Genomic DNA, 20,218 nt, shown 5'->3' with positions numbered 1-20,218 from the left:
TCTTGTAATTCTTAAGAAAAGTTTTATAATGATGAAAAAAGTGAGGGTGATGACGATGCTATGTGAAAAAACATTTTATGAGCTTTCTCTTCTTTCCTATTTTGATACCTATGCGGTGAACATACCGGTTTCGGATATGATTCGGCATATACAGGAGGATGAGCAGCTGATGCAGGATTACGGTCAGTATCCAGATTTCCAAAACAACATGAAGCTTGTCCGTCAGATCAACCCGGACGAATATGCGCATATGACAGTAAAGGAATGGTATAACGATAACGCAGACAGCGGTGTTGTGTATTATACATTTGAGATGGAGGATGCTTTGATATTTGCTTTCCGCGGAAGTGAAAAGCTGGATGATGTACATCACAAAACCGGATGGCAGGACTGGAAGGACAACTTCCGTATGTTTTTGAAGGACCCCACCTGGCAACAGATTCTTACACTGCACCAGATACAGAAAACAGATATACAAAAACCCTTTTATATGTGCGGACATTCCAAGGGCGGCAATCTGTCGCTGTATGTTGCCTTGACAATGAAAAAAGAGCTGCAGGATTACCTGGTAAAGGTGGTAAGCTTCAATGCTCCGGGGATCACAAAGCCGATTCTTTCCCTGTATGAACAGCGTGCCAAGGATCCGGAATTTCTGGAAAAGCTGCTGATTTTTGAGAATGAGAACGACTGCGTTTCGGCGTTTTTTGAAAATTTAAAAGAACCGGTTTATGTGCGTTCCTGTTATCCATGCACAAACATGGAGGAGTTGTATCACAACCACAATTTGTATGCGATGGATTTTCGGGACAATGCCTATGTTATGGCGGAGAAGAAAACGGTTATGCCGAAGTTCTTCTATCATTTCATCAATGATTTCTTCATGAATCTGAAGGAGGAACGGGTGCAGCGGGTTGTCGCCAAAATGGACGAGTATTTTGACAGCGGCTGTTCCATGGAAGAACTGTATAAGCTGATGCTTGTGGATGTATCCCGGTATGTATCGCTGTTTGAGGATATTCCGGAGGAGGAAATGGCGACCATCACCCTGCAGGATTTGATCGACCGCCGTAAGACTAAGCTGATTATGGATAAGGTCAAGGAGCTGCAGCCAAACAAGACGCTTCAGAAAATGGCGGATACGGTTAGAATTTCTTCTCCAGTCGCAAAGCTGAATGAGATTGATATGAAGGAAATAACACAGGGTCTCATTGATAATTATGAACTTATGGTAAAAGAGAAAACAAAGGAATTTCAAGCAATGATTACGGAAAATAATGAGAAAATCATGCATGCAATCCGATCAATACGAAATCGCGAAGGTGATTCCCAAGAAAGAATATAGTTGCAAAGTTGCCATTCCTATAGTATTCTAATAGTAGAATACTGCAAATATAGAAAGAAGGGTACCTATGCCGCTGAAACATGCAATTCTGGGTCTGTTGAACTATGCGGAAATGACGGGTTATGATATTGACCGTTATTTTAAGTCAAGCATTGCCTTTTTCTGGCATGCGCAGACGTCGCAGATCTATAAGGAGCTGAACACCTGTACAAAGCATAACTGGGTGGACAGTGAGATTGTATATCAGAGTGATAAGCCGAATAAAAAGGTGTTTCATATTACTGATGAGGGAAGACTGGAGCTTAACCGCTGGCTGGCGGATGCGGATCTTGAGGATATCATGAAGTACAAGAATCCGCTGCTGATTAAAATATTCTTTTCCAGCAATATCGATATTGACAAGACGATGCGCCTACTGGAGAAATACATACGGGAGTGTTCTGATATCATTGATAAAATGAATGAAGATCTGAATAAGATTCCGGAATTCGAAGCACAGATTCACAAGGATAATGAATCCTTTTACTGGGGAATGACAATGACCTATGGATTTATGTACTATCAAAATGAAATCAAATGGGCCAACTGGTGTATTGATAAGCTGAAAGAAAAAATAGGATGAAACCATATTCATACAGGCTGTAAAGGTAGCTTAAAATTTCACGGAAGCCTGTGATTATCTATAGAAACATGATATAATGAGGGCGAATAATTATCATATCCTAGAACAGAAGGGAGAAACATCTATGGAAAAACTGACAATGCAGGATTATCTTAACTGTTTACAGGCAAAGAAGCAGGAAGCACATGACAAGCAGTGGCTGTACATCGAAGTGAATGCGAAGGATCTGCTGGAAGAGTGCGAGCCGGGCATAAGAAATCAAAATGTATGCTGTAAGGCTATGCTTGATGCTATGCTGGAGGGTGACGGCTTTATCGTAGAGCCAAAAAACAAAAGCAAATGCGCAGCGAGTCTGACAATCCGCTATTATGTGGATAATCTGAGTCCTGAGCGGAGAAAATATGCAGAAGTAAATCAGTAATCAAATAGAAAAAGGATGTAACATATCAATATGCTGCATCCTTTTTGTATGTCTGTATATTTTTGTCGAAGAATTCTGTTTCCCGGGAAATGTCTTCCTTCAGTTTGATGACAGTGGTCCCAGCACTGACAACAGCAGCCAGCTTCAACCGCATTCATCACATTTTTTGTATGGATAGAGATAACGCTGCAGCACGTTATTTACCGGCTTTTTATAACTTCAGTACAGAGTCTGCGTGTTCGCAAAACAAAAATAAGACTTTACAAATATACGGTTAAATGCTTTGAAAAGCCTATAAATAAAGGGCTTTTAAGAGTTCATATCCTGTCATTATCCAAAACAAAAGTTGAACTTAAATTGGATTGAAATGTTTTTGAATCTCTTTTATTATCTAGGTGTAAAGCAAACGAGGAAGCGTGAAGGAGGTGACATGATGCTGAAAGATCTGACAGATGAAAAGCTGATCCGGCTGAACATTGAAGCTGCTGACTGGGAAGAAGCAATTCGCAAATCTGCGCAGCCGCTGATAGACGAACACAAGGTCAAGCCGTCCTATGTGGATGACATGATTACAGGGGTTAAAGAAAACGGTCCTTATATTGTTCTTACCAAGCATGTTGCACTTCCACACGCCAGACCGGAGTCCGGAGCACTGGAAAGTGCCATTGGTATCGCAACCTTAAAGACACCGGTTGTCTTCGGAAATGAAGCAAACGATCCTGTGAAATATCTGTTCTGTTTAAGTGCAAAGGATAACATGGAACATCTGAATGCACTGGCTGAGCTGGCGGGAATGTTTGAGGATGCTCAATTTTACAGGCTCCTGGAACAGGCAGAGAGCGCAAAGGAAATCATGGAATACATCAGTAAATAGAAAAAGGAGGAAACTGATATGTACAAAGCTTTAGTATGTTGCCGTGCAGGCATGGGATCCAGTATGCTGTTGAAAATCAAGGCGGATCAGGTCATCAGCGAAAACGGCTATCCGATTCAGACAGAGCATGGAAATCTGGATTCACTGAATGGATTTAGCGGGGATCTTGTTATCACGATGGATGATCTGACAGATGAATTAAAGGACAAGGTTCCTTATGCACTGGGGATTCGCAATATCATGGACAAGGTGGAAATGAAATCCAAAATGGAAGAGTTTCTTGCCACAAAATAGGGATGAACAAGGGAATGTATAAAAAATAACTAAAGGAGAGAAAAACATATGTTAGATGCGATTTTAGCGCAATCACGAAATACCGCATTGATTATGGGGCTGATTGCGATGATTGGTCTGCTGCTGCAGAAAAAGCACGCAACGGATGTGATCAGCGGTACGATGAAAACAGTTATCGGATTTATGGTCTTCAACATTGGATCTTCAGCAATGTCAGGTGTTGTACAGACATTTACAGATTTGTTCAATGTAGCATTTGGAATCGAAGGAGTTACCACGCAGGTAGAGGTCGCAACAGGTCTTGCATTGAATACCTATGGTACGGAAGTGGCTTTGGTTATGCTACTGGGCTTCGTTGTCAATCTGATCGTTGCCAAATTTACAAGATTTAAGGCAATCTTCCTTACCGGACAGCACTTTCTGTACTTTGCATGTGTTATCGCACTGATCTTTATTGCAAATGGTCTGCCGATGCCGCTTACGGTAATCGCCGGTGGTATCCTGCTTGGATTCTGCGGAGCAGCACTGCCATCCTTCTGTCAGCCGTTTATGAATAAAATCACGGGTGCCGATAACCTGGCAATGGGTCACTTTAACTGTATCGGTTACGCATTCTCCGGATATGTAGGGAAATTATTCGGTAAAATGGGAAAAAGCACAGAAGAGAAGAAGGATGCCAGCACTGTTAATATGCCAAAATTCTTTGAATTGTTCCGTGACTTCATCTTCTCGGTAGCACTGTTCATGGTTGTATTGTTCTACGTGGCTGTCATCGCCTGTGTGGTAAACGGTCATATGGACATCGTGCTTGAAAAAGCAGGAAATGATATCTGGTTTATCTATCCGTTCCTGCAGGGTCTGCAGTTTGCGGCCGGTATGAGTGTCCTGATTTATGGTGTGCGTCAGTTTATTGCAGAAATCACCGCAGCATTCGTTGCAATTTCTGAGAAATATATTCCAAACTCCAAACCGGCAGTTGACTGTCCGGCAATCTTCCCATTCGCGCCGACAGCTGTATTGATCGGCTTTGTGGGAGCATTCGTAGGCGGTCTTGCGGCAATGGCAATCATGATTGCATGCAACAGCAGTGTCATTATGATTCCGGCAGCCGGTATCTGCTTCTTCTCCGGTGGTACCTGCGGTATCTTCGGAAATGCCTATGGCGGATGGAAGGGCGCACTGGTTGGTTCCTTCATCGTTGGTATGGCATTAACCGGTCTGCCGCTGATTCTGTATCCTGCATTCGCAGGTCTGGGAATTTCCGGAGCATCCTTCCCGAATGTCGATTACAATATTATCGGAGCATTCCTGAACTGGATTCTGGGAATCTTCGCCTGATTCACGAATAGGGCAGGGATGGAAGTCCTTGTCCTTCTTTTTGAAAAGAGGTAGGTCCTATGGAACTGAAAGAGCTGATCAAACAGCAGAAAGCAAAGGGTGTCCTTGTGAAAGCACTGGCGCATCCTTCTCTGGTCATCATGGCACAGGATTGCGGAATGGACTTTATTCTGTATGATTGCGAGCATGGTGTTCTGTCCTATGAACAGCTGCATGATCTTATGGTGCTTGGCAATATGCGAAAGCTTTCATCGATCGTCAGAGTTGCACAGCTGGCCAGATCCGATGTATCCAGAATCCTGGATTGCGGTGCCTGCGGTGTGATGGTGCCGATGATTGAAACAGCTGAACAGGCGGAGCAGCTTGTACAGTGGAGCAAATATCCGCCGTTGGGAAAACGAAGCTATTCCGGGGGAGCCAATACGCACTATGCCCCTGGGGGAAATCATGCACTGCATATGAAGCAGCTGAATGAGAAAACGATGAGTATTGTACAGATAGAAACACGGCAGGGTGTGGAAAACATCGATGCTATCCTGAATGTGAAGGGAATTGACGGTGTGCTAATCGGTCCCTGTGATTTGGCGATATCACTGGGCTGGCCGGATGATCTCATGCGTGAGGAAGAGCTCAATATGATTCAAAAGGTCGCTGATGCCTGCTTGAAACGTGATTTGGGCTTTGGAATTATCGGCGGCATAGCGATGCAGGAATATTTTAAAAAGGAAAGCAGTCTGCTTGTTTCCGCTATTGATACAGCACTGATGCGGGAAGGCTTAAAACAGGCAGTGAGAGAATATGAGCAACTGGAAAGGAAGTAACTATATGGCAGTAGAAAAAGAACAGATACGGGAGTTTCTGGATATCGAATCCAGTGAATTGAAGAATTTCATAGACAGCATTGACGCAGAGGCGCTGATTGCGGCCAGAGAACTGATTCTGCAGGCGGAACAAAATCATAACCGTGTGCATGTGACAGGAATCGGTAAGCCGGGACATGTGGCCGGGTATGCAGCATCGCTGTTATCCTCCACAGGAACACCAACCTATGAGCTGCATGGAACGGAAGCCGTACATGGCAGTGCGGGACAGGTGCTGAGCGGAGATGTCGTAATTGCCATTTCCAACAGCGGAGAGACGACCGAGCTGAAGGCAACCGTGGAGACACTGAAAAGCAATGGTGCCAAGCTGATTGCATTAACCGGAAAAGCTGATTCCTGGCTGGCAAAGCAGGGGGACGTCACGCTGATTGCCGGTGTCAATCAGGAGGGGGATGCTATGAACAAGCCGCCAAGAGCCTCTATACTGGCAGAGATGGTCATGCTGCAGAGCCTGAGCATCTTATTACAGAACGCAAAGAATCTGACACCGCAGCAGTATGTGAAATGGCATCCGGGCGGCAGTCTGGGCGCAAGTATCAAAGAAAGCGGGGACAGATAAATGAAGCTGGAAGGAATCATAACACCAATCGTAACACCGTTTCATCGTGATGAGGAACAGAGTATCAACTATGAAGCGACAAAGCAGCTGATCGATCATTTAATCGCTAAGGGCGTTAAGGGAATCTTCATCCTTGGAAGCAATGGAGAGTTTCATGTGATCGAGGAAGCGGAAAAAATAGAATTTGCCGAAAAGGTGATTGGGATGGTTGACCACCGTGTGCCGGTCTATGTAGGGACAGGGGCATGCAGCACAAAGGAAACCATCCGTCTGTCAAAGAAGATGGAGGAGCTGGGTGCGGATGCTCTGAGTGTCATCACACCGTATTTTCTGACACCGACAGAGGAAGAGCTGGTACAGCATTTCACAGCGGTTGCGGAAAGTGTAAGTATTCCCATCATTCTCTACAACATCCCAAAGGCAACAGGCTGTAACTTAAGCGCAGAGGTCGTGGGACGTCTGGCAGAGGTAGAAAACATTCGCGGTATCAAGGACAGCAGTGGTAAGGAAGAAAATCTGAAGGCATACGCAGAGCTTGCGAAGCGGGATGATTTCGATCTGCTGATCGGTTCGGATTCCAAAATCAGCTATGGCTATGCTTTGGGGGCAAGCGGTGCCGTGGCAGGAACCTCCAATGTGATAACGGAGGTGCTGGTGGAGCTGGACAGGGCACTGCGAAATGGAGAAACAGAAAAAGCAGAGGAACTGCAGAAGGACATTGATGTACTGCGCGGCGTATTGAAGCTGGGAACGGTACCGGTTGTCATGAAGCGTGCGGCAGAGCTGGCAGGGATTGCGGAAATCGGACCGGCAAGAAAGCCGGTACTGGAATGCAGTGCACAGGATGATGAAAAAATCAAAGAGATGCTGCAGTATTACCATCTCATATAATAACACGGGAAAGGATGATGGATATGAAGGAATACATCGTACGGGAAGATAGAGGAAAGCTGCTACTGTATACGCTGCTGAATCTGTGCTTAACCATATTGCTTATGCTGCTGACAATCTATGTTTACGGTTCCGGACATTTCCTGCTTGCGTTCTTAAGCATCACAGGTCTCTGGTTTTCTGTAAAAGCCATGTACCGTTATGGCTTTCGGCTTGTCAAAAACACCCCGGTATGTGAATTTAAACGCGACGAGGTGATTCTTCCGGCACTTCCCAAAGAGCAGCGGCACATGAAATATAGGGATATTCGTGCGGTAAAAATTCTTCGCAGCAGCAGCTCTGTCAAGCTCTTTTTCTCAGGAGATCATGTGACGCACCCCTCCGGCTGGCAATACGCAGGGGCGGTCTATCTCTTTCAGAGAAAGAAGCTGAATGATGTACAGAAGTATGCCATGGACTGCCTTCATACCCATCACATATCCTGCGAGGTTGTACAAAAGGCATAAAGCTAAAACAACAGGAGGTACGTATATGCAGAAAGCAGAGCTAACAAAACGCATAGCGGAAACAGGCGCTATGGCAATCGTTCGTGTCGAAACGATAGAGCGGGGAATAGAAATCGCAAACGGATGTCTGGAAGGGGGCGTCAGCTGTCTTGAAATCAGTTATACGCTGCCCAATGCAGGTGAGGTGATTCAGGCTCTGCGTGAGACATTTCAGGATCGTCTGATCATCGGAGCAGGAACCGTGCTTGACAGTGAAACAGCCAGACATGCCATCCTTCACAATGCGCAGTTTATCATAGCACCGAATTTTTCTAGGGAGGTTGCCGTTATGTGCAACCGGTATCAGATTCCCTATGCGCCGGGCTGCACGACATTAACGGAAGCACTTCAGGCTCTGGAAGCAGGGGCAGCCTTTATCAAGGCGTTTCCGATTTCCGATTTCTATGGTCCCAGACTGGTATCCGTATTCAAGACGCCGATTCCCTATATGCCGATTCTTGCGAGCGGTGGAATTGATCTGAAAAATCTGAAGGATTATGTGCTGCGTGGTGTGGACTGCTGCGGCTTCGGCTCACTTCTCACAAAAGGCAGCCGGGAAGAAATCGCAGCCAATGCACGCTCAATCAGAACGCTGATTGATGAAGCAAGACTGGAAATGCAAACTACGGCGGGATAACGTTTTAAAAGCCATTATGATACAATGAAAGGCGTATGATGAGCTGCGCCTTTTTTTGAGTTCAAAATTTGTGCGTATACAAAACAAAACTTGTACCGAAAACACTTTGTCAGTGATACCGTTTTCAGATAAAATCTAGTTGTAAGCATCATATGGGGAGGTATGTGTATGGATAATGAACTCATGGCACTCATGCAGGTGCTGTCCAATAAGCCTTATCTCACTCTGAAGGATATCGAAGTAAGTGCCGGCATTACCCGTCGTCAGGCAACCTATCGTATTGAAAAGGTGAACGATCTGCTGCGGCAGCATCATGCGCCCATCATTACCATTGGAACAGCGAAGGAAATTCGATTGGATTCCAAAGCACGGCAGAAGCTTGAGGAGCTGCTTCAGGAGATGAATCAAAGCAGCCAGTATTACATGAACAAAAAGGAACGTCAGATCTATATGTATCTGATGCTGTTTATGAACAGTGAGTATCTGTCATTGAGTGATTTCATTGATTCTCTCGGTGTGAGCAGAAGCACGGTGCTGCTGGATTTCAAGGAACTGACACAAATGCTGGAGGAGCGCGGCATCCGGGTGAGAAACAACCGGACCAAGGGCTATTATCTGATTGGCTCCGAAATGGAAATCCGCAGAATGATGATGAAGTATGTCATTTATACACTTGCCGAGGAACAGAGTGCTAAAATCTTCGATGTCTTCATCGACGATTTCAATCTGGATATTTTTGATTATTCACGGCTGGTGATCACGGAGCTTGCACAGCGGCATAACATTCGGTTTGTAGAAGACCGTCTGGTGGAGTTTATTTATATTTTTATTTTTCTGAAGGCACGTATGCAGAGTGGAAAAAACACAGAGGAGGAAATCCATGCGTTGCTGGATATGGAAGCAATATCCTCGATGAAGGAATATGAGTTTACGGTGGAGCTGTTAAAGAATTACAAGAACACTGACAATATTACAAATACGGATATCAATTATATCTCCTCGTGGATACTGGGAATTTCCTTTGGCGATATCAATGAGGAGACCAAGGATTGTATACTGATCTCCGATATCATCGGAAAAATCATGACCCGTTTTGAATATCTGAGCGGAGCCCATTACCGCAATACCGAGGAAATCTTCATTCAGCTGTATTCTCATTTTCGACCGGCCTATTACCGTCTGCTCTGCCGTCTGCCGATATTCAATCCACTGTGTGACAAGGTGAGGGAGGAATACCGGGAGCTGTATCAGCTTGTGGAGGAAACCATGAAGCCGTTTCATGTGATTTTCGGTGGAGATATTCCGGCAGGAGAGATTGCATATCTGACCATGCATTTTGCTTCCATTTACTCCGATCAGAAAGCGTTTGAAATAGCGAAGCAGAAGACTGCACTGGTGGTGTGTTCCAATGGAATCGGCAGCTCTGCCATTCTTTATAACGAGCTTACCGGTATGTTTCCCGAGCTGCATTTTTTGCCACCGCTGGAAACCTCGCATATCCATGACGTCAAAGAGCATGTGGATATCATATTTTCCACAAGCTATGTTTCTTTGGGTGCGGGTATCCATGCGCCTGTCATTCGGGTAAGTCCGGTCATGTCCATCGCAGAGCGCTATCAGGTAATGCGCGAGGTCTACATGCAGATGGGAAGTCATTTTTTAAAGCAGCCCAATGTTGATGTCGTGATGGGGATCGTAGCAAAATATGCGAATATCCAGAATGAGCATGCATTGTACAATGAGCTGATTACGTATTTCTCTCATATTGACACGACTACACAGGAGGAACGTGTCCTGCATCTTGCGGATATGGTCAAGCCTGAGCTGATCCGTCTGCATATGGATGCCGATAACTGGGAGGAGGCTGTGCGGAAAGCCTATGAGCCGATGGTACAGCATGGCTATATCACGCAGAATTATGTGGAGGAAACCATTAGCAGCGTAAGGATCGTAGGGCCGTATATCGTTATCACAAAGCATGTGGCGCTGCCGCATGTGAAGCCGGAAGCTGGGGCGTTGTCCGTTGCACTTGGGGTTGGCGTATTAAACAGCGCGATCGAATTTGGAAACCGTGACAATGACCCGGTAAAATATATTTTCAGCCTGAGTGCTACAGATAATCAGACGCATTTGTGCGCCATGGCGGAGCTTCTGGAGATGTTTAATAAGCAGGAATTCTTCGATATGCTGGATCAGGCGGAAAACAGCGATCAGGTTATGGTGTATTTAAAAGAAAATCAATAGTGAAAAGCAGGGCGGTGATTCTACAGATCATCGTCCTGTGTATTTGTCTTGAGGAAGCCTCGAAGTGTTATGTCTGAGATTTATTTTCGCTTCTATATCATACGTTCTGCGCTTCCCTTATATCCTGTTTTCTTGTTTGCAGCGTGCCGTATTCTTAAAAGAATTAGCGCTGCATGTATTCCTGCAGTTCTTTAGCACCCCTTGGCAGAAAATAGACATCCTTCAGATACTTCATACTGTTTAATGCCTCCCGTGCATTGTAGGTCAGATCAAGCTGACATCCTATTTCTATAGCTGTTTCATGAAACTGCTCACACATTGTAAACACCGCCTGCCACAGCGCCTCACTCTCAGCTTTTGCGTAGGTTGCCAGAAAGGTCTGATATACAGCATCTGGCAGCAGCTGTTCCATATATTTTCCGCATTTTCCGGCACTGATTTGAAAGTTATAGGAAATGCCGATTTTCCATTCCAATAGACGTTTCAGCATGGGTCGCAGGGTAAAGTCAATAACATCCAGTGCATAGGGGAGCTCATTTCGTTTTAATCCCTTCGCGACATTATTCAAACACCACCAGTATTCATTGCAGGTACAGGAAAACTGCTGTTGTGAAGGCTTTTGAATCCAGTATTGCTGAAGTGCTTTTTTACTTGGCTGCGGGAGGATTCCATCCTTGTCAAGCAGTATTTGATAGGCTTCCAGATGCGTCTTTGCATAATCCTGTGTGCAGACATGAAGATCAATCCGGTTTCCGTCCCTCAACTGCATAAGCCACCCGTAACAGTTTTCTTTATCCCCTGGATCATAGACACTGTCTTCCGGATACTGCATATAAAGCCGTTCACCGAAACGATCAATCCAGCTGTTATCTTTTTGAAAGGAAGCTGTTTCTTTTACGATATATACGACATCATAATCCTGAAACATATCCCTGGGCACATCCGGGTTCACACGGGAGCCTTCCAGGTAAGCCGCCCGTATCCTATCATCCTGCGCAGCTGTGTTGATCAGCAGCTTCATTATTTCGTCTTCTGTTCTCATGAATGTTCACCTTGTCCTCTGGCAGCACGGTGGGATAGCATTATAGCTGTATTTTGCTCATCCATGTGGTGCACCGCTTTCCTATTCTATATGTATTATAACGTGAAAACAGAAAATATATATGCTTTTTCAGGAAGGAAGTTACCGAATGCCTTTAAACCAGATGTGAATAGAGAAGAATATATTATAAAATCTGACAGTGCATGACTACGCAAAACGCTTAACAGAGAAAGAAATAACTTGCTGTTGCCGTTTCTACAAAGGATTCAGCTGGACAGTCTTGTTTTATCCCTTTATAATGGAACATAGAGGTGAATATAACATGGAAAAAATTACAAGCTTTTGTATTGATCATGACATACTGGAAAAAGGAATGTATATATCAAGAATCGATGGAGATATTATTACCTATGACCTTAGAATGGTGAAGCCAAACTGCGGTACGTATCTGGATAACGATGGTCTTCATACCTTTGAGCATCTGTTCGCTACCTATGTAAGAAATTCGGTATACAGTGATGCAGTCATTTATGCCGGGCCGATGGGTTGTAGAACAGGCTTCTATTTTCTAACGAGAGATTCTATCAGTAAGGCGCAGGCGGTACAGCTGGTTAAGGATACGATGGCGTTCATTGCGGGATTTGAGGGAGATATCCCAGGTGCACAGGAGTCTAAGGAGTGTGGCAATTATCTGGATCATGATCTTGCCAAGGCGAAGGCCTATGCAAAGGCTTATGGTCAGGTGATGAAGGACTGGAACGAGGAACAGCTCGTTTATCCACAATAAATCAGTGGTTTCAGACTGGATTGGTCTGAAGCCTTTCTTTTGAAAGAGGGTGACGTATGAAAACACGTATCAATTTGCTGGAGGGAAACATTCTTCCTGCATTAAGCGCGCTGGCATTGCCAATCATGGCAACCAGTCTGATCCAGATGGCCTATAATCTGATCGACATGATATGGATTGGAAAAATCGGTGCAAGTGCTGTTGCGTCCGTTGGTGCAGCCGGTATGTTTATGTGGCTGTCCAACGGTCTGGCGACATTGGCGAAGATGGGTGGTCAGATTAAGGTCGGCCATGCGCTGGGGGCGCAGAAGAAGGAGGATGCGGCGTCCTATGCACAGAGCTCGATTCAGATGGGAATTGTATTTGCCATCGGCTTCGGTATTCTGTCTATTGTGTTTGCGGATGAGATGATCGGCTTCTTTCAGCTGAACAGCGCACAGGTCATACAGGATGCAAAGCTGTATCTGATGATTACCTGCGGTCTGGTCATATTTTCTTTTATGAATCAGATATTCACCGGGATTCTGACAGCGATGGGGAACAGCAGAACCTCCTTTATCGCTACCGGTATCGGGCTTGTTTTGAATATCGTGCTGGATCCGCTGTTTATTTTCGGCTTTGGTGCAATTCCTCCAATGGGTGTTGCGGGGGCTGCAATTGCGACAGTTCTTGCACAGCTGGTGGTTATGCTGTTGTTTCTGCATACCATACTACGGGATACGGTCTTGTTCAGTAATGTCCATATACTGCATTCTTATTCTTCACAGCATACCATGGAAATTTTCCGTATCGGGCTACCTTCCGCTGTGCAAAGTATGCTGTTTTCTGGCATTTCCATGGTCATTGCAAGATTGATTGCAGGCTGGGGAGATGCTGCCGTGGCAGTCCAGAAGGTAGGCTCGCAAATCGAATCCATATCCTGGATGACTGCGGAAGGCTATGCGGCGGCTTTGAACAGCTTTGTGGCTCAGAACCATGGTGCGAAAAATACAGATAGAATCCGGGAGGGGTATCGGCTCTCCATGATTGTCATGCTGTCCTGGGGTGTGTTCTGTTCTCTTGTTCTGATTGTTTTTCCACAGCTCATCTTTCAGGTCTTTATTCAGGAAGCAGAGGTGTTGCCAATGGGGGTGGATTATCTTCGTATTCTTGGTGTTTCCCAGTTGTTTATGTGTATGGAAATCACAACAGCTGGTGCCTTCAGCGGACTTGGGAAAACGCTGCCTCCATCCATTGTAAGTATCACGTTAACCGGCGCACGAATACCGATGGCGATATTGCTGGGAAGATGGCTGGGGCTGAATGGCGTCTGGTGGGCAATTACGATTAGTTCGATCGGGAAAGGTATCGTATTGCTGGGGTGGTTCTTAAAGGATATGAAGAGAGCAGGTATGCGAGAGGTAATCATTGTGTTAGAATTTGAAAGTTAAAAAATCATTTCATTATGCTAGAATCAACGATTAAGGTTGATGATGAGCTGGCATTAAAATATTTGCAGGATATTATGGGAAAGATGGAAATTATAGATGTTCTTTCAACATCAAATATGTATTTGAATTATCTGATACATTCAAAAGTAGAAAAAATAAAATCACTAAATATTGATTTAACGTGTGGTTTTAAAAATACGCTGGATTTTCTGAATCTTTTTGAATTGACAACGATCCTGGGAAATCTGATTGATAATGCTATAGAGGCTCAAAAATACGTAGAAAAAAAAGGTTTATAAAGCTTTCAACAATAAAAAAAGCGGACAGGGTTAGGCTTATTATAGAAAATAGCTGTAATATAGAAGAAATCCATATGGATAATCAGAAGCTTATTACAAGTAAAGAAGATAAAGAAAATCACGGAATCGGCTTTAACCGTGTTTGTGAAGTGGTGAAGGAGAAAAATGGCATTATTACAAGAACTGTTAATCATAAAATATTTACAGTGGAAATTGTATTGCCAATCGAATCGTAAAAGTGAAGCTGGTAAAAAAGGTAACTGATTATTGCAGTTGATGGGATAAGTCTTATTAAGAGATTGTTGAAGGATAGCTTAATAATCATAAACAGCTATGTTAGAATGATAACAAGGGTGAAAATGGTTTTATCTTCATAAAATCATAAAAATTTATTGTTTTATGTACACAAAAATAAAAATAATTATGATTTTATGTTCATAAAAAAATGTCACAGGGTTGGCGTTTGCATTCAAATGTAGTATACTACTATTATAGGAGTGATGCTATGTATCGAATGATAGAAGAAAATTTCTTAAAGTGGAAAAAGCAGGAAAATCATAAACCTTTACTCATATCTGGATCAAGACAGGTGGGAAAGACGTACAGCATACTTAATTTTGCTAAAAAACACTACCTATCTTATGTATATATTAACTTTGAAAGAGATGATGATATCAGAGCTTTTTTTGAACAGACATCGAAACCGGAAGAAATCATGATGAATCTGCAGGTTTTCTTCCCTGAAGCAGATTGGAAGGCTAAAGAAATTTTAGTTATATTGGATGAAATACAGGCGTGTCCCCAGGCGTTGACATCCATCAAATTTCTAGGTACAGAAACACCTTATGATTACATTTTGAGCGGCAGTCTGCTGGGAGTAGCTGTGAATCGTACTTCCTCCTATCCTGTAGGCTATGTGGAATCCATGGAAATGCAACCAATGGGATTTATGGAATTTTTATATGCTGTTGGCTTAAAAGCTGAACATATTTCCTACCTTAAGGAATGTTATACAGAAAAGCGAAGAGTAAATGAAGGTATTCATAAAGAATATATGAAGCACTTCAGAAATTACATAATAACCGGGGGTATGCCGGAAGCGGTGAAAACCTTTGTGGAAACCGAGGATTTTGTAAAGACAAGAAATATTCAGCAGCAAATAGTAGAAGGCTACTATCGGGATATGGCAAAATACGCAGATGCATCAGAAAAAATAAGAACACATGAATGTTTTCGTTCCATTCCTCTGCAGCTCGCAAAAGAAAATAAGAAGTTTCAATATAAGCTCGTGAGAAAGGGAGGACAGGCAGCGCATTTTGAAAACAGCCTGCAGTGGCTGAAAGACAGCGGGACTATTTCATTTTGTTACCGGCTGCAATGTATCGATGTACCGATGGAGGCCTATAAGGAATCTTCTGTATATAAGATATATATGAGTGATACTGGCTTATTACTCTCTCAGTTCAAAGAAAATGTGATGCAGGATATTCTGAAGAATGAGTTAGGTGTATATAAGGGAGCAATCTATGAAAACATTGTGGCGCAGATGCTGACATTCAATAAATACAGTTTGCATTATTTTGAACCGTCTTCTCATTCAGAGATAGATTTCATTATTGAACAGGATTGCGGTATTGTACCTATTGAAGTGAAAAGCTCCATGAACACAAGGGCAAGAAGTCTAAAAGCGTATATAGATAAGTATGAGCCGAAAAGAGCATTACGCTTTTCTATCAGAAATTTAAATATATCTGAAAGGATAGAGGATTACCCGTTATATATGCTGATGTTTCTTTAATAAACTTTTATTCTATATAAGATTGAGCTTAGCACGATTAAAAGTTCAATCTTTTTGAATATAAGATAGATATAGCTTTTACTGCTAACACAAATCATGAGCGGAGAATCTATTTCGAGATTATAATGCTTAAGATATTTTCGGTGTAAATATCTTATCCGACAATATCTATCACCGTTATTGTTGGATATCCTTCCGTTTTTATGATAGGAAATCTATCTGTTAATAAGGAACAGAGATAGATTAGACATGGGTGAAGTATAGTAAAAAAGAGGTGTTTCACACAATGCGAAAGACCCCTTCTTTTTCTGATGAATATGGATAAAATATCGTTGAAATCTATAAGTTCACTTTCTTTGATATAAATTAAAATATTAGCGATTTTACGATTTTCAATCGTTTTGAATATGAAATAATTTGTTGCAAATATAGGGAGCGAAGCTTCCCATATATTCTACAGCTGAAACAGTATACCCACAGCGGCGGAAGCAGCAATGCACAAAATTGGATGCCATTTGCGTTTATTCGATAAATAATAGATAACGGCAAACAGCAGGATACACGGCCATTTGACCATTTCCATGAAATTTTCACTATCCTGAAATAAAGCAGCGATGAAAATCGTTATACCGGCAGAGGCGATGAGTGCAGTGACTGCTGGACGAATACCGTAGAAAACGGATTTCACCAGCTCACTGTCCTTAAACTTCTTCAGAAACTGCGCAACGATACAGATCACGATGATGCTTGGCGCAACAAGCCCAAGCGTCGCAACGATACCACCCAGCACACCATTGATATGATAACCGGTGTAGGTTGCCATATTGATACCGATTGCACCTGGTGTTGATTCACTCACCGCAATCATGTCGGTCAGCATATCTGCAGTAAACCAGTGATATTTATTCATCATTTCCGTAAGAAACGGTATGGTAGCCAGACCACCTCCAAGGGCAAACAGTCCGGTTTTGAAAAATTCGTAGAAGGCAAGCAGCAATAACTCCAGATTCATTCCTTCACCTCCCTGCGGCGAAGTGCACAGACAATCACACCGAGTAATGCGGCGATGATAACAACAAGGACGGTTGATACGCTGGTAAAGGTGATTGCAGCTAGGACAACGGCAAATAACAAGATGCCGAAGGTATCCTTAATGCCGCTTTTCCAGAGCTTGACAACAGCGTTTAAAACAAGAACACAAACCGCGACACGGATACCTGCTAAAGCATGCTGAACCATAGCAAGTGAGGAATAGGTGGTAAGCACAGAGGCAATCAGCAGAATAATGATGATGCTTGGCGTAACAACACCCAGCGTTGCGATAATAGCACCAAGGATTCCTTTCTCATAAAAGCCGATAAACGTTGCCGTGTTCACCATGATGATTCCCGGTGTACACTGCGCAACCGCATAGTAATCCATAATTTCCTCTTCTGTGGCCCAATGCTTTTTATCCACAATTTCCTTCTGTATCAGCGGCAGCATGGCATAGCCTCCACCAAAGGTAAAGGCTCCGATCCGCATAAAGACAGAAAACAGTTCCCAGTAAATTTTCATAAACACCCTCATTTCCATATAAAGAATACCCATATTATACAAAAAACAAACATAAATACAAGAACTGTGGGGTATTTTCCCCTGGTTTTGGGATTGTAAGAGAAAGCGCTACACTATATAATAATACATATGGAGGTTTACTTATGTTCAATATATATCATCAGCCCTATACCAGAGGCCGCTATCCCACAGTAGCCGCAAACGGTGTTGTTGCTACCGGAAACAATCTTGCTGCTGCAGCGGGATTGCAGATTATGCGAGAGGGTGGCAATGCCATTGATGCCGCGATTGCGACAGCCGCAACACTTACCGTTGTTGAGCCTACAGCAAACGGTATCGGTTCCGATGCCTTCGCCATTGTGTGGTACAAGGATGCCATGTACGGTTTAAACAGCTCAGGCTGTGCACCTATGGAAATTTCAATAGAAAAACTGAAGGAACAGGGTATCACGGAAATGCCGAAGCATGGATGGACACCGGTAACGGTACCGGGAGCACCCAAGGCGTGGGCGGAATTAAGCCGCCGGTTTGGAAAGCTGCCCTTTGCGCAGGTACTCGCACCTGCGATCACCTACGCCCGTGACGGATATCCGGTACCGCCGGATCTTACCAGAATGTGGAAGATGGCTGTCAGAAGCTATACGGATAAAAAGGATGATCCGGTATTTGCACAATGGTTTCAGACATTCACCTTTCAGGGAATGGCACCGGAGGTAGGACAGCTGGTAAAGCTTCCGGATCATGCGAAAACATTGGAGAAAATAGCGGAAACACAGGCAGCCGCCTTATATGAAGGAGAGCTTGCACAGCGTATAGAAGAAGACAGTATCGCACACGGCGGATACCTGCGGAAAAAGGATCTGCAGCAGCATAAGGCAATATGGGTGGATCCGGTTTCAGTACATTATCACGGCTATGATGTTTGGGAGCTGCCGCCTAACGGACAGGGAATCGTTGCATTGATGGCATTGAATATATTAAAGGAATTCCAGTTTGCACAGCGTGATGAGGAAATGTTTCATCATCAGTTTGAAGCGATGAAAATGGCATTTGCAGACGGCTTGCATCATATTACAGATGCCCAATATATGAAAACCGGGGTACAAAGCCTGTTACATGCAGCCTATGGCAGAGAGCGTTCGCGGGAAATCGAAGCTTTTGCCAAACAGCCTGCGGTCCACATGCCGCCGAAAAGCGGTACCGTATATTTATGTACAGCAGACAGCGAAGGAAATATGGTATCCTTCATTCAAAGCAATTATATGGGCTTTGGCAGTGGGGTTGTAGTAAAGGACACAGGAATCGCCCTTCAAAACCGCGGACATGATTTCTCTTTGAATCGTAATCATGTCAATGCTCTTGTTCCCGGAAAGCGTACCTACCATACCATCATTCCCGGATTTCTTACAAGGAATGGAAAAGCAGTTGGTCCATTCGGCGTCATGGGCGGCTATATGCAGCCCCAGGGACATGTGCAGGTGGTTATGAATATGATTGATTTCCATCTGAATCCACAGCAGGCACTGGATGCACCCCGCTGGCAGTGGGTGAAGGATAAAAAATTTATCATAGAGGACAGCTTTGATACCAACATTGCAAGAAAGCTGCAGGAGCGTGGTCATCAGCTTCAGGTTGATTTGGAGACTGCCGGCTTCGGACGCGGGCAGATTATTGTGCGGCTTGATAATGGAACATTTATGGCAGGAAGTGAGTCAAGAACCGACAGCAGCATTGCCTGCTGGTAATGGCAATAAAAGAAAAGACAGGGGAATATATATGCAGACTGTTTACCATATAGCATTACTGGATGATGAACCATGCTATACAAATATGATTCGTGATAAAATTGAGGCCTTTGGATTAGAGGAACAGCTTTTCATCGATACGTATAATAATGTAAATGATTTTTTGAGAAGTAAACATATATATGACATACTTCTGCTGGATATCGAAATGCCGGGCATGGATGGGATTCATCTGGCAAAGTATATTGCCAATGAACGGACACTGGTGATCTATGTAACGAATTATGCAGATCGTATGGAGGATGCATTTGGAATCAACGTATTCCGCTATGTTCTGAAATCCAAAATAGATGAAAAGCTGAAGAGAACGCTGCAGGATGCTTTTGAGTTTTTACAGGATAACGCTGATTTTAAGATACGTACTGATGGCGGTTATGAGATGCTTGCACAAAAGGATATCATTTATATGGAGTATTTCTCTAAGGACGTCTATGCATATACCAAGGATCGTGAATACATATTTCGCATGTATTCCATGGAACGCATGATGAAAGAATTAAACAGCCGCTTCGTTCAGATCAATCGTGCCAATATTGTGAACATCGAATATATCCGCTCCATTCGCGGGTTTGAACTGCATGTAAAGGGTATTGATCGCGTACTAAAGATCAGCAGGCGGCGTAAGAACGAAATTATGGATGCTTTATTTCAAATGACGACAAAGCTATGATGCCGTCATTTTTTACTTTCAAATCATGAACACGGCAAGGATCGCTGACAAGAACATGAGGTGATTACTATGATTGAAATAAGTGGTGCCAGGTTACTCTTAAATAAAAAGGTGATTTTAAAATTCCTATTTTGAGGATACCTGTTGTATTTTTATAGCCGCTTGTGCTACACTGTAAATAC

20 protein-coding genes and 1 pseudogene are annotated in these 20,218 nt (G+C 43.6%); 18 read left to right on the top strand and 3 right to left on the bottom strand.

Annotation, left to right across the window (positions count from 1 at the left end; genetic code table 11):
- Positions 1-55 precede the first annotated feature (55 nt).
- The 12 genes from G4D54_22085 to G4D54_22030 all read left to right on the top strand — a co-directional run bounded on the left by G4D54_22085 (position 56) and on the right by G4D54_22030 (position 10,648).
- Positions 56-1,342 carry a DUF2974 domain-containing protein gene (locus tag G4D54_22085; GenBank protein ID QJA04931.1) on the top strand — a complete coding sequence of 429 codons (1,287 nt, stop codon included), beginning with the start codon at positions 56-58 and terminating at the stop codon, positions 1,340-1,342.
- A gap of 67 nt (positions 1,343-1,409) precedes the next feature.
- On the top strand, positions 1,410-1,964 hold the full coding sequence (locus G4D54_22080) for a PadR family transcriptional regulator (protein ID QJA04930.1): 555 nt from the start codon (positions 1,410-1,412) through the stop codon (positions 1,962-1,964).
- Between the two features lie 124 nt (positions 1,965-2,088).
- Complete coding sequence (locus tag G4D54_22075) at positions 2,089-2,385, top strand: hypothetical protein (GenBank protein QJA04929.1); 297 nt, start codon at positions 2,089-2,091, stop codon at positions 2,383-2,385.
- 433 nt (positions 2,386-2,818) lie between these two features.
- Complete coding sequence (locus G4D54_22070) at positions 2,819-3,259, top strand: PTS sugar transporter subunit IIA (protein ID QJA05269.1); 441 nt, start codon at positions 2,819-2,821, stop codon at positions 3,257-3,259.
- An 18-nt stretch (positions 3,260-3,277) separates the two neighbouring features.
- Positions 3,278-3,553, top strand: coding sequence for a PTS sugar transporter subunit IIB (locus tag G4D54_22065; protein ID QJA04928.1), 276 nt, complete (start codon positions 3,278-3,280; stop codon positions 3,551-3,553).
- A gap of 48 nt (positions 3,554-3,601) precedes the next feature.
- Positions 3,602-4,891, top strand: coding sequence for a PTS ascorbate transporter subunit IIC (locus G4D54_22060; GenBank protein ID QJA04927.1), 1,290 nt, complete (start codon positions 3,602-3,604; stop codon positions 4,889-4,891).
- Positions 4,892-4,950: 59 nt separating this feature from the next.
- Entirely contained in the window at positions 4,951-5,712 is a 762-nt protein-coding gene (locus G4D54_22055) for a 2,4-dihydroxyhept-2-ene-1,7-dioic acid aldolase (GenBank protein QJA04926.1), read from the top strand.
- A 4-nt stretch (positions 5,713-5,716) separates the two neighbouring features.
- Positions 5,717-6,331, top strand: coding sequence for an SIS domain-containing protein (locus G4D54_22050; GenBank protein ID QJA04925.1), 615 nt, complete (start codon positions 5,717-5,719; stop codon positions 6,329-6,331).
- Complete coding sequence (dapA, locus tag G4D54_22045) at positions 6,332-7,222, top strand: 4-hydroxy-tetrahydrodipicolinate synthase (GenBank protein ID QJA04924.1); 891 nt, start codon at positions 6,332-6,334, stop codon at positions 7,220-7,222.
- 23 nt (positions 7,223-7,245) lie between these two features.
- Positions 7,246-7,728, top strand: a complete 483-nt coding sequence (locus tag G4D54_22040) for a hypothetical protein (protein ID QJA04923.1) — start codon at positions 7,246-7,248, stop codon at positions 7,726-7,728.
- Positions 7,729-7,753: 25 nt separating this feature from the next.
- Positions 7,754-8,404: a ketohydroxyglutarate aldolase gene (locus tag G4D54_22035; protein QJA04922.1), complete on the top strand. Its 651-nt coding sequence runs from the start codon at positions 7,754-7,756 to the stop codon at positions 8,402-8,404.
- Between the two features lie 168 nt (positions 8,405-8,572).
- Positions 8,573-10,648, top strand: a complete 2,076-nt coding sequence (locus G4D54_22030) for a transcription antiterminator (GenBank protein QJA04921.1) — start codon at positions 8,573-8,575, stop codon at positions 10,646-10,648.
- A 163-nt stretch (positions 10,649-10,811) separates the two neighbouring features.
- On the opposite strand, the gene G4D54_22025 is transcribed toward G4D54_22030, so the two are convergent.
- Positions 10,812-11,690, bottom strand: a complete 879-nt coding sequence (locus G4D54_22025; protein QJA04920.1) for an aminoglycoside 6-adenylyltransferase — start codon at positions 11,688-11,690, stop codon at positions 10,812-10,814.
- A gap of 322 nt (positions 11,691-12,012) precedes the next feature.
- Here G4D54_22025 and G4D54_22020 point away from each other — a divergent pair, with 322 nt between their 5' ends.
- The 4 genes and pseudogenes from G4D54_22020 (at position 12,013) to G4D54_22005 (ending at position 16,004) form a co-directional block, all read left to right on the top strand.
- Positions 12,013-12,477 carry an S-ribosylhomocysteine lyase gene (locus tag G4D54_22020; GenBank protein QJA04919.1) on the top strand — a complete coding sequence of 155 codons (465 nt, stop codon included), beginning with the start codon at positions 12,013-12,015 and terminating at the stop codon, positions 12,475-12,477.
- A gap of 56 nt (positions 12,478-12,533) precedes the next feature.
- The gene (locus G4D54_22015; GenBank protein ID QJA04918.1) at positions 12,534-13,907 is read left to right on the top strand and encodes an MATE family efflux transporter; all 1,374 of its coding nucleotides are present in this window, start codon (positions 12,534-12,536) and stop codon (positions 13,905-13,907) included.
- Positions 13,908-13,921: 14 nt separating this feature from the next.
- A pseudogene (locus G4D54_22010) lies at positions 13,922-14,442 on the top strand (sensor histidine kinase).
- A 269-nt stretch (positions 14,443-14,711) separates the two neighbouring features.
- The gene (locus G4D54_22005) at positions 14,712-16,004 is read left to right on the top strand and encodes an ATP-binding protein (GenBank protein QJA04917.1); all 1,293 of its coding nucleotides are present in this window, start codon (positions 14,712-14,714) and stop codon (positions 16,002-16,004) included.
- Between the two features lie 454 nt (positions 16,005-16,458).
- Here the strand turns inward: G4D54_22005 and G4D54_22000 are convergent, their stop codons facing one another.
- Positions 16,459-17,016, bottom strand: coding sequence for a chromate transporter (locus tag G4D54_22000; protein QJA04916.1), 558 nt, complete (start codon positions 17,014-17,016; stop codon positions 16,459-16,461).
- On the bottom strand, positions 17,013-17,561 hold the full coding sequence (locus tag G4D54_21995) for a chromate transporter (GenBank protein QJA04915.1): 549 nt from the start codon (positions 17,559-17,561) through the stop codon (positions 17,013-17,015). Before G4D54_21995 ends, G4D54_22000 begins: the two co-directional genes overlap by 4 nt.
- 143 nt (positions 17,562-17,704) lie before the next feature.
- Between G4D54_21995 and G4D54_21990 the strand changes: the two genes are divergently transcribed.
- Both G4D54_21990 and G4D54_21985 read left to right on the top strand, forming a co-directional pair.
- Positions 17,705-19,306 carry a gamma-glutamyltransferase family protein gene (locus tag G4D54_21990; protein ID QJA04914.1) on the top strand — a complete coding sequence of 534 codons (1,602 nt, stop codon included), beginning with the start codon at positions 17,705-17,707 and terminating at the stop codon, positions 19,304-19,306.
- A gap of 31 nt (positions 19,307-19,337) precedes the next feature.
- Positions 19,338-20,036 (top strand): response regulator, encoded by a 699-nt coding sequence (locus G4D54_21985; GenBank protein QJA04913.1) that lies wholly within the window; start codon positions 19,338-19,340, stop codon positions 20,034-20,036.
- Positions 20,037-20,218: the final 182 nt, after the last annotated feature.

The sequence above is a fragment of the [Clostridium] innocuum genome (genome assembly GCA_012317185.1).
Lineage (GTDB): Bacteria > Bacillota_I > Bacilli_A > Erysipelotrichales > Erysipelotrichaceae > Clostridium_AQ > Clostridium_AQ innocuum.
This window is presented reverse-complemented; position numbering and strand designations above follow the sequence as displayed.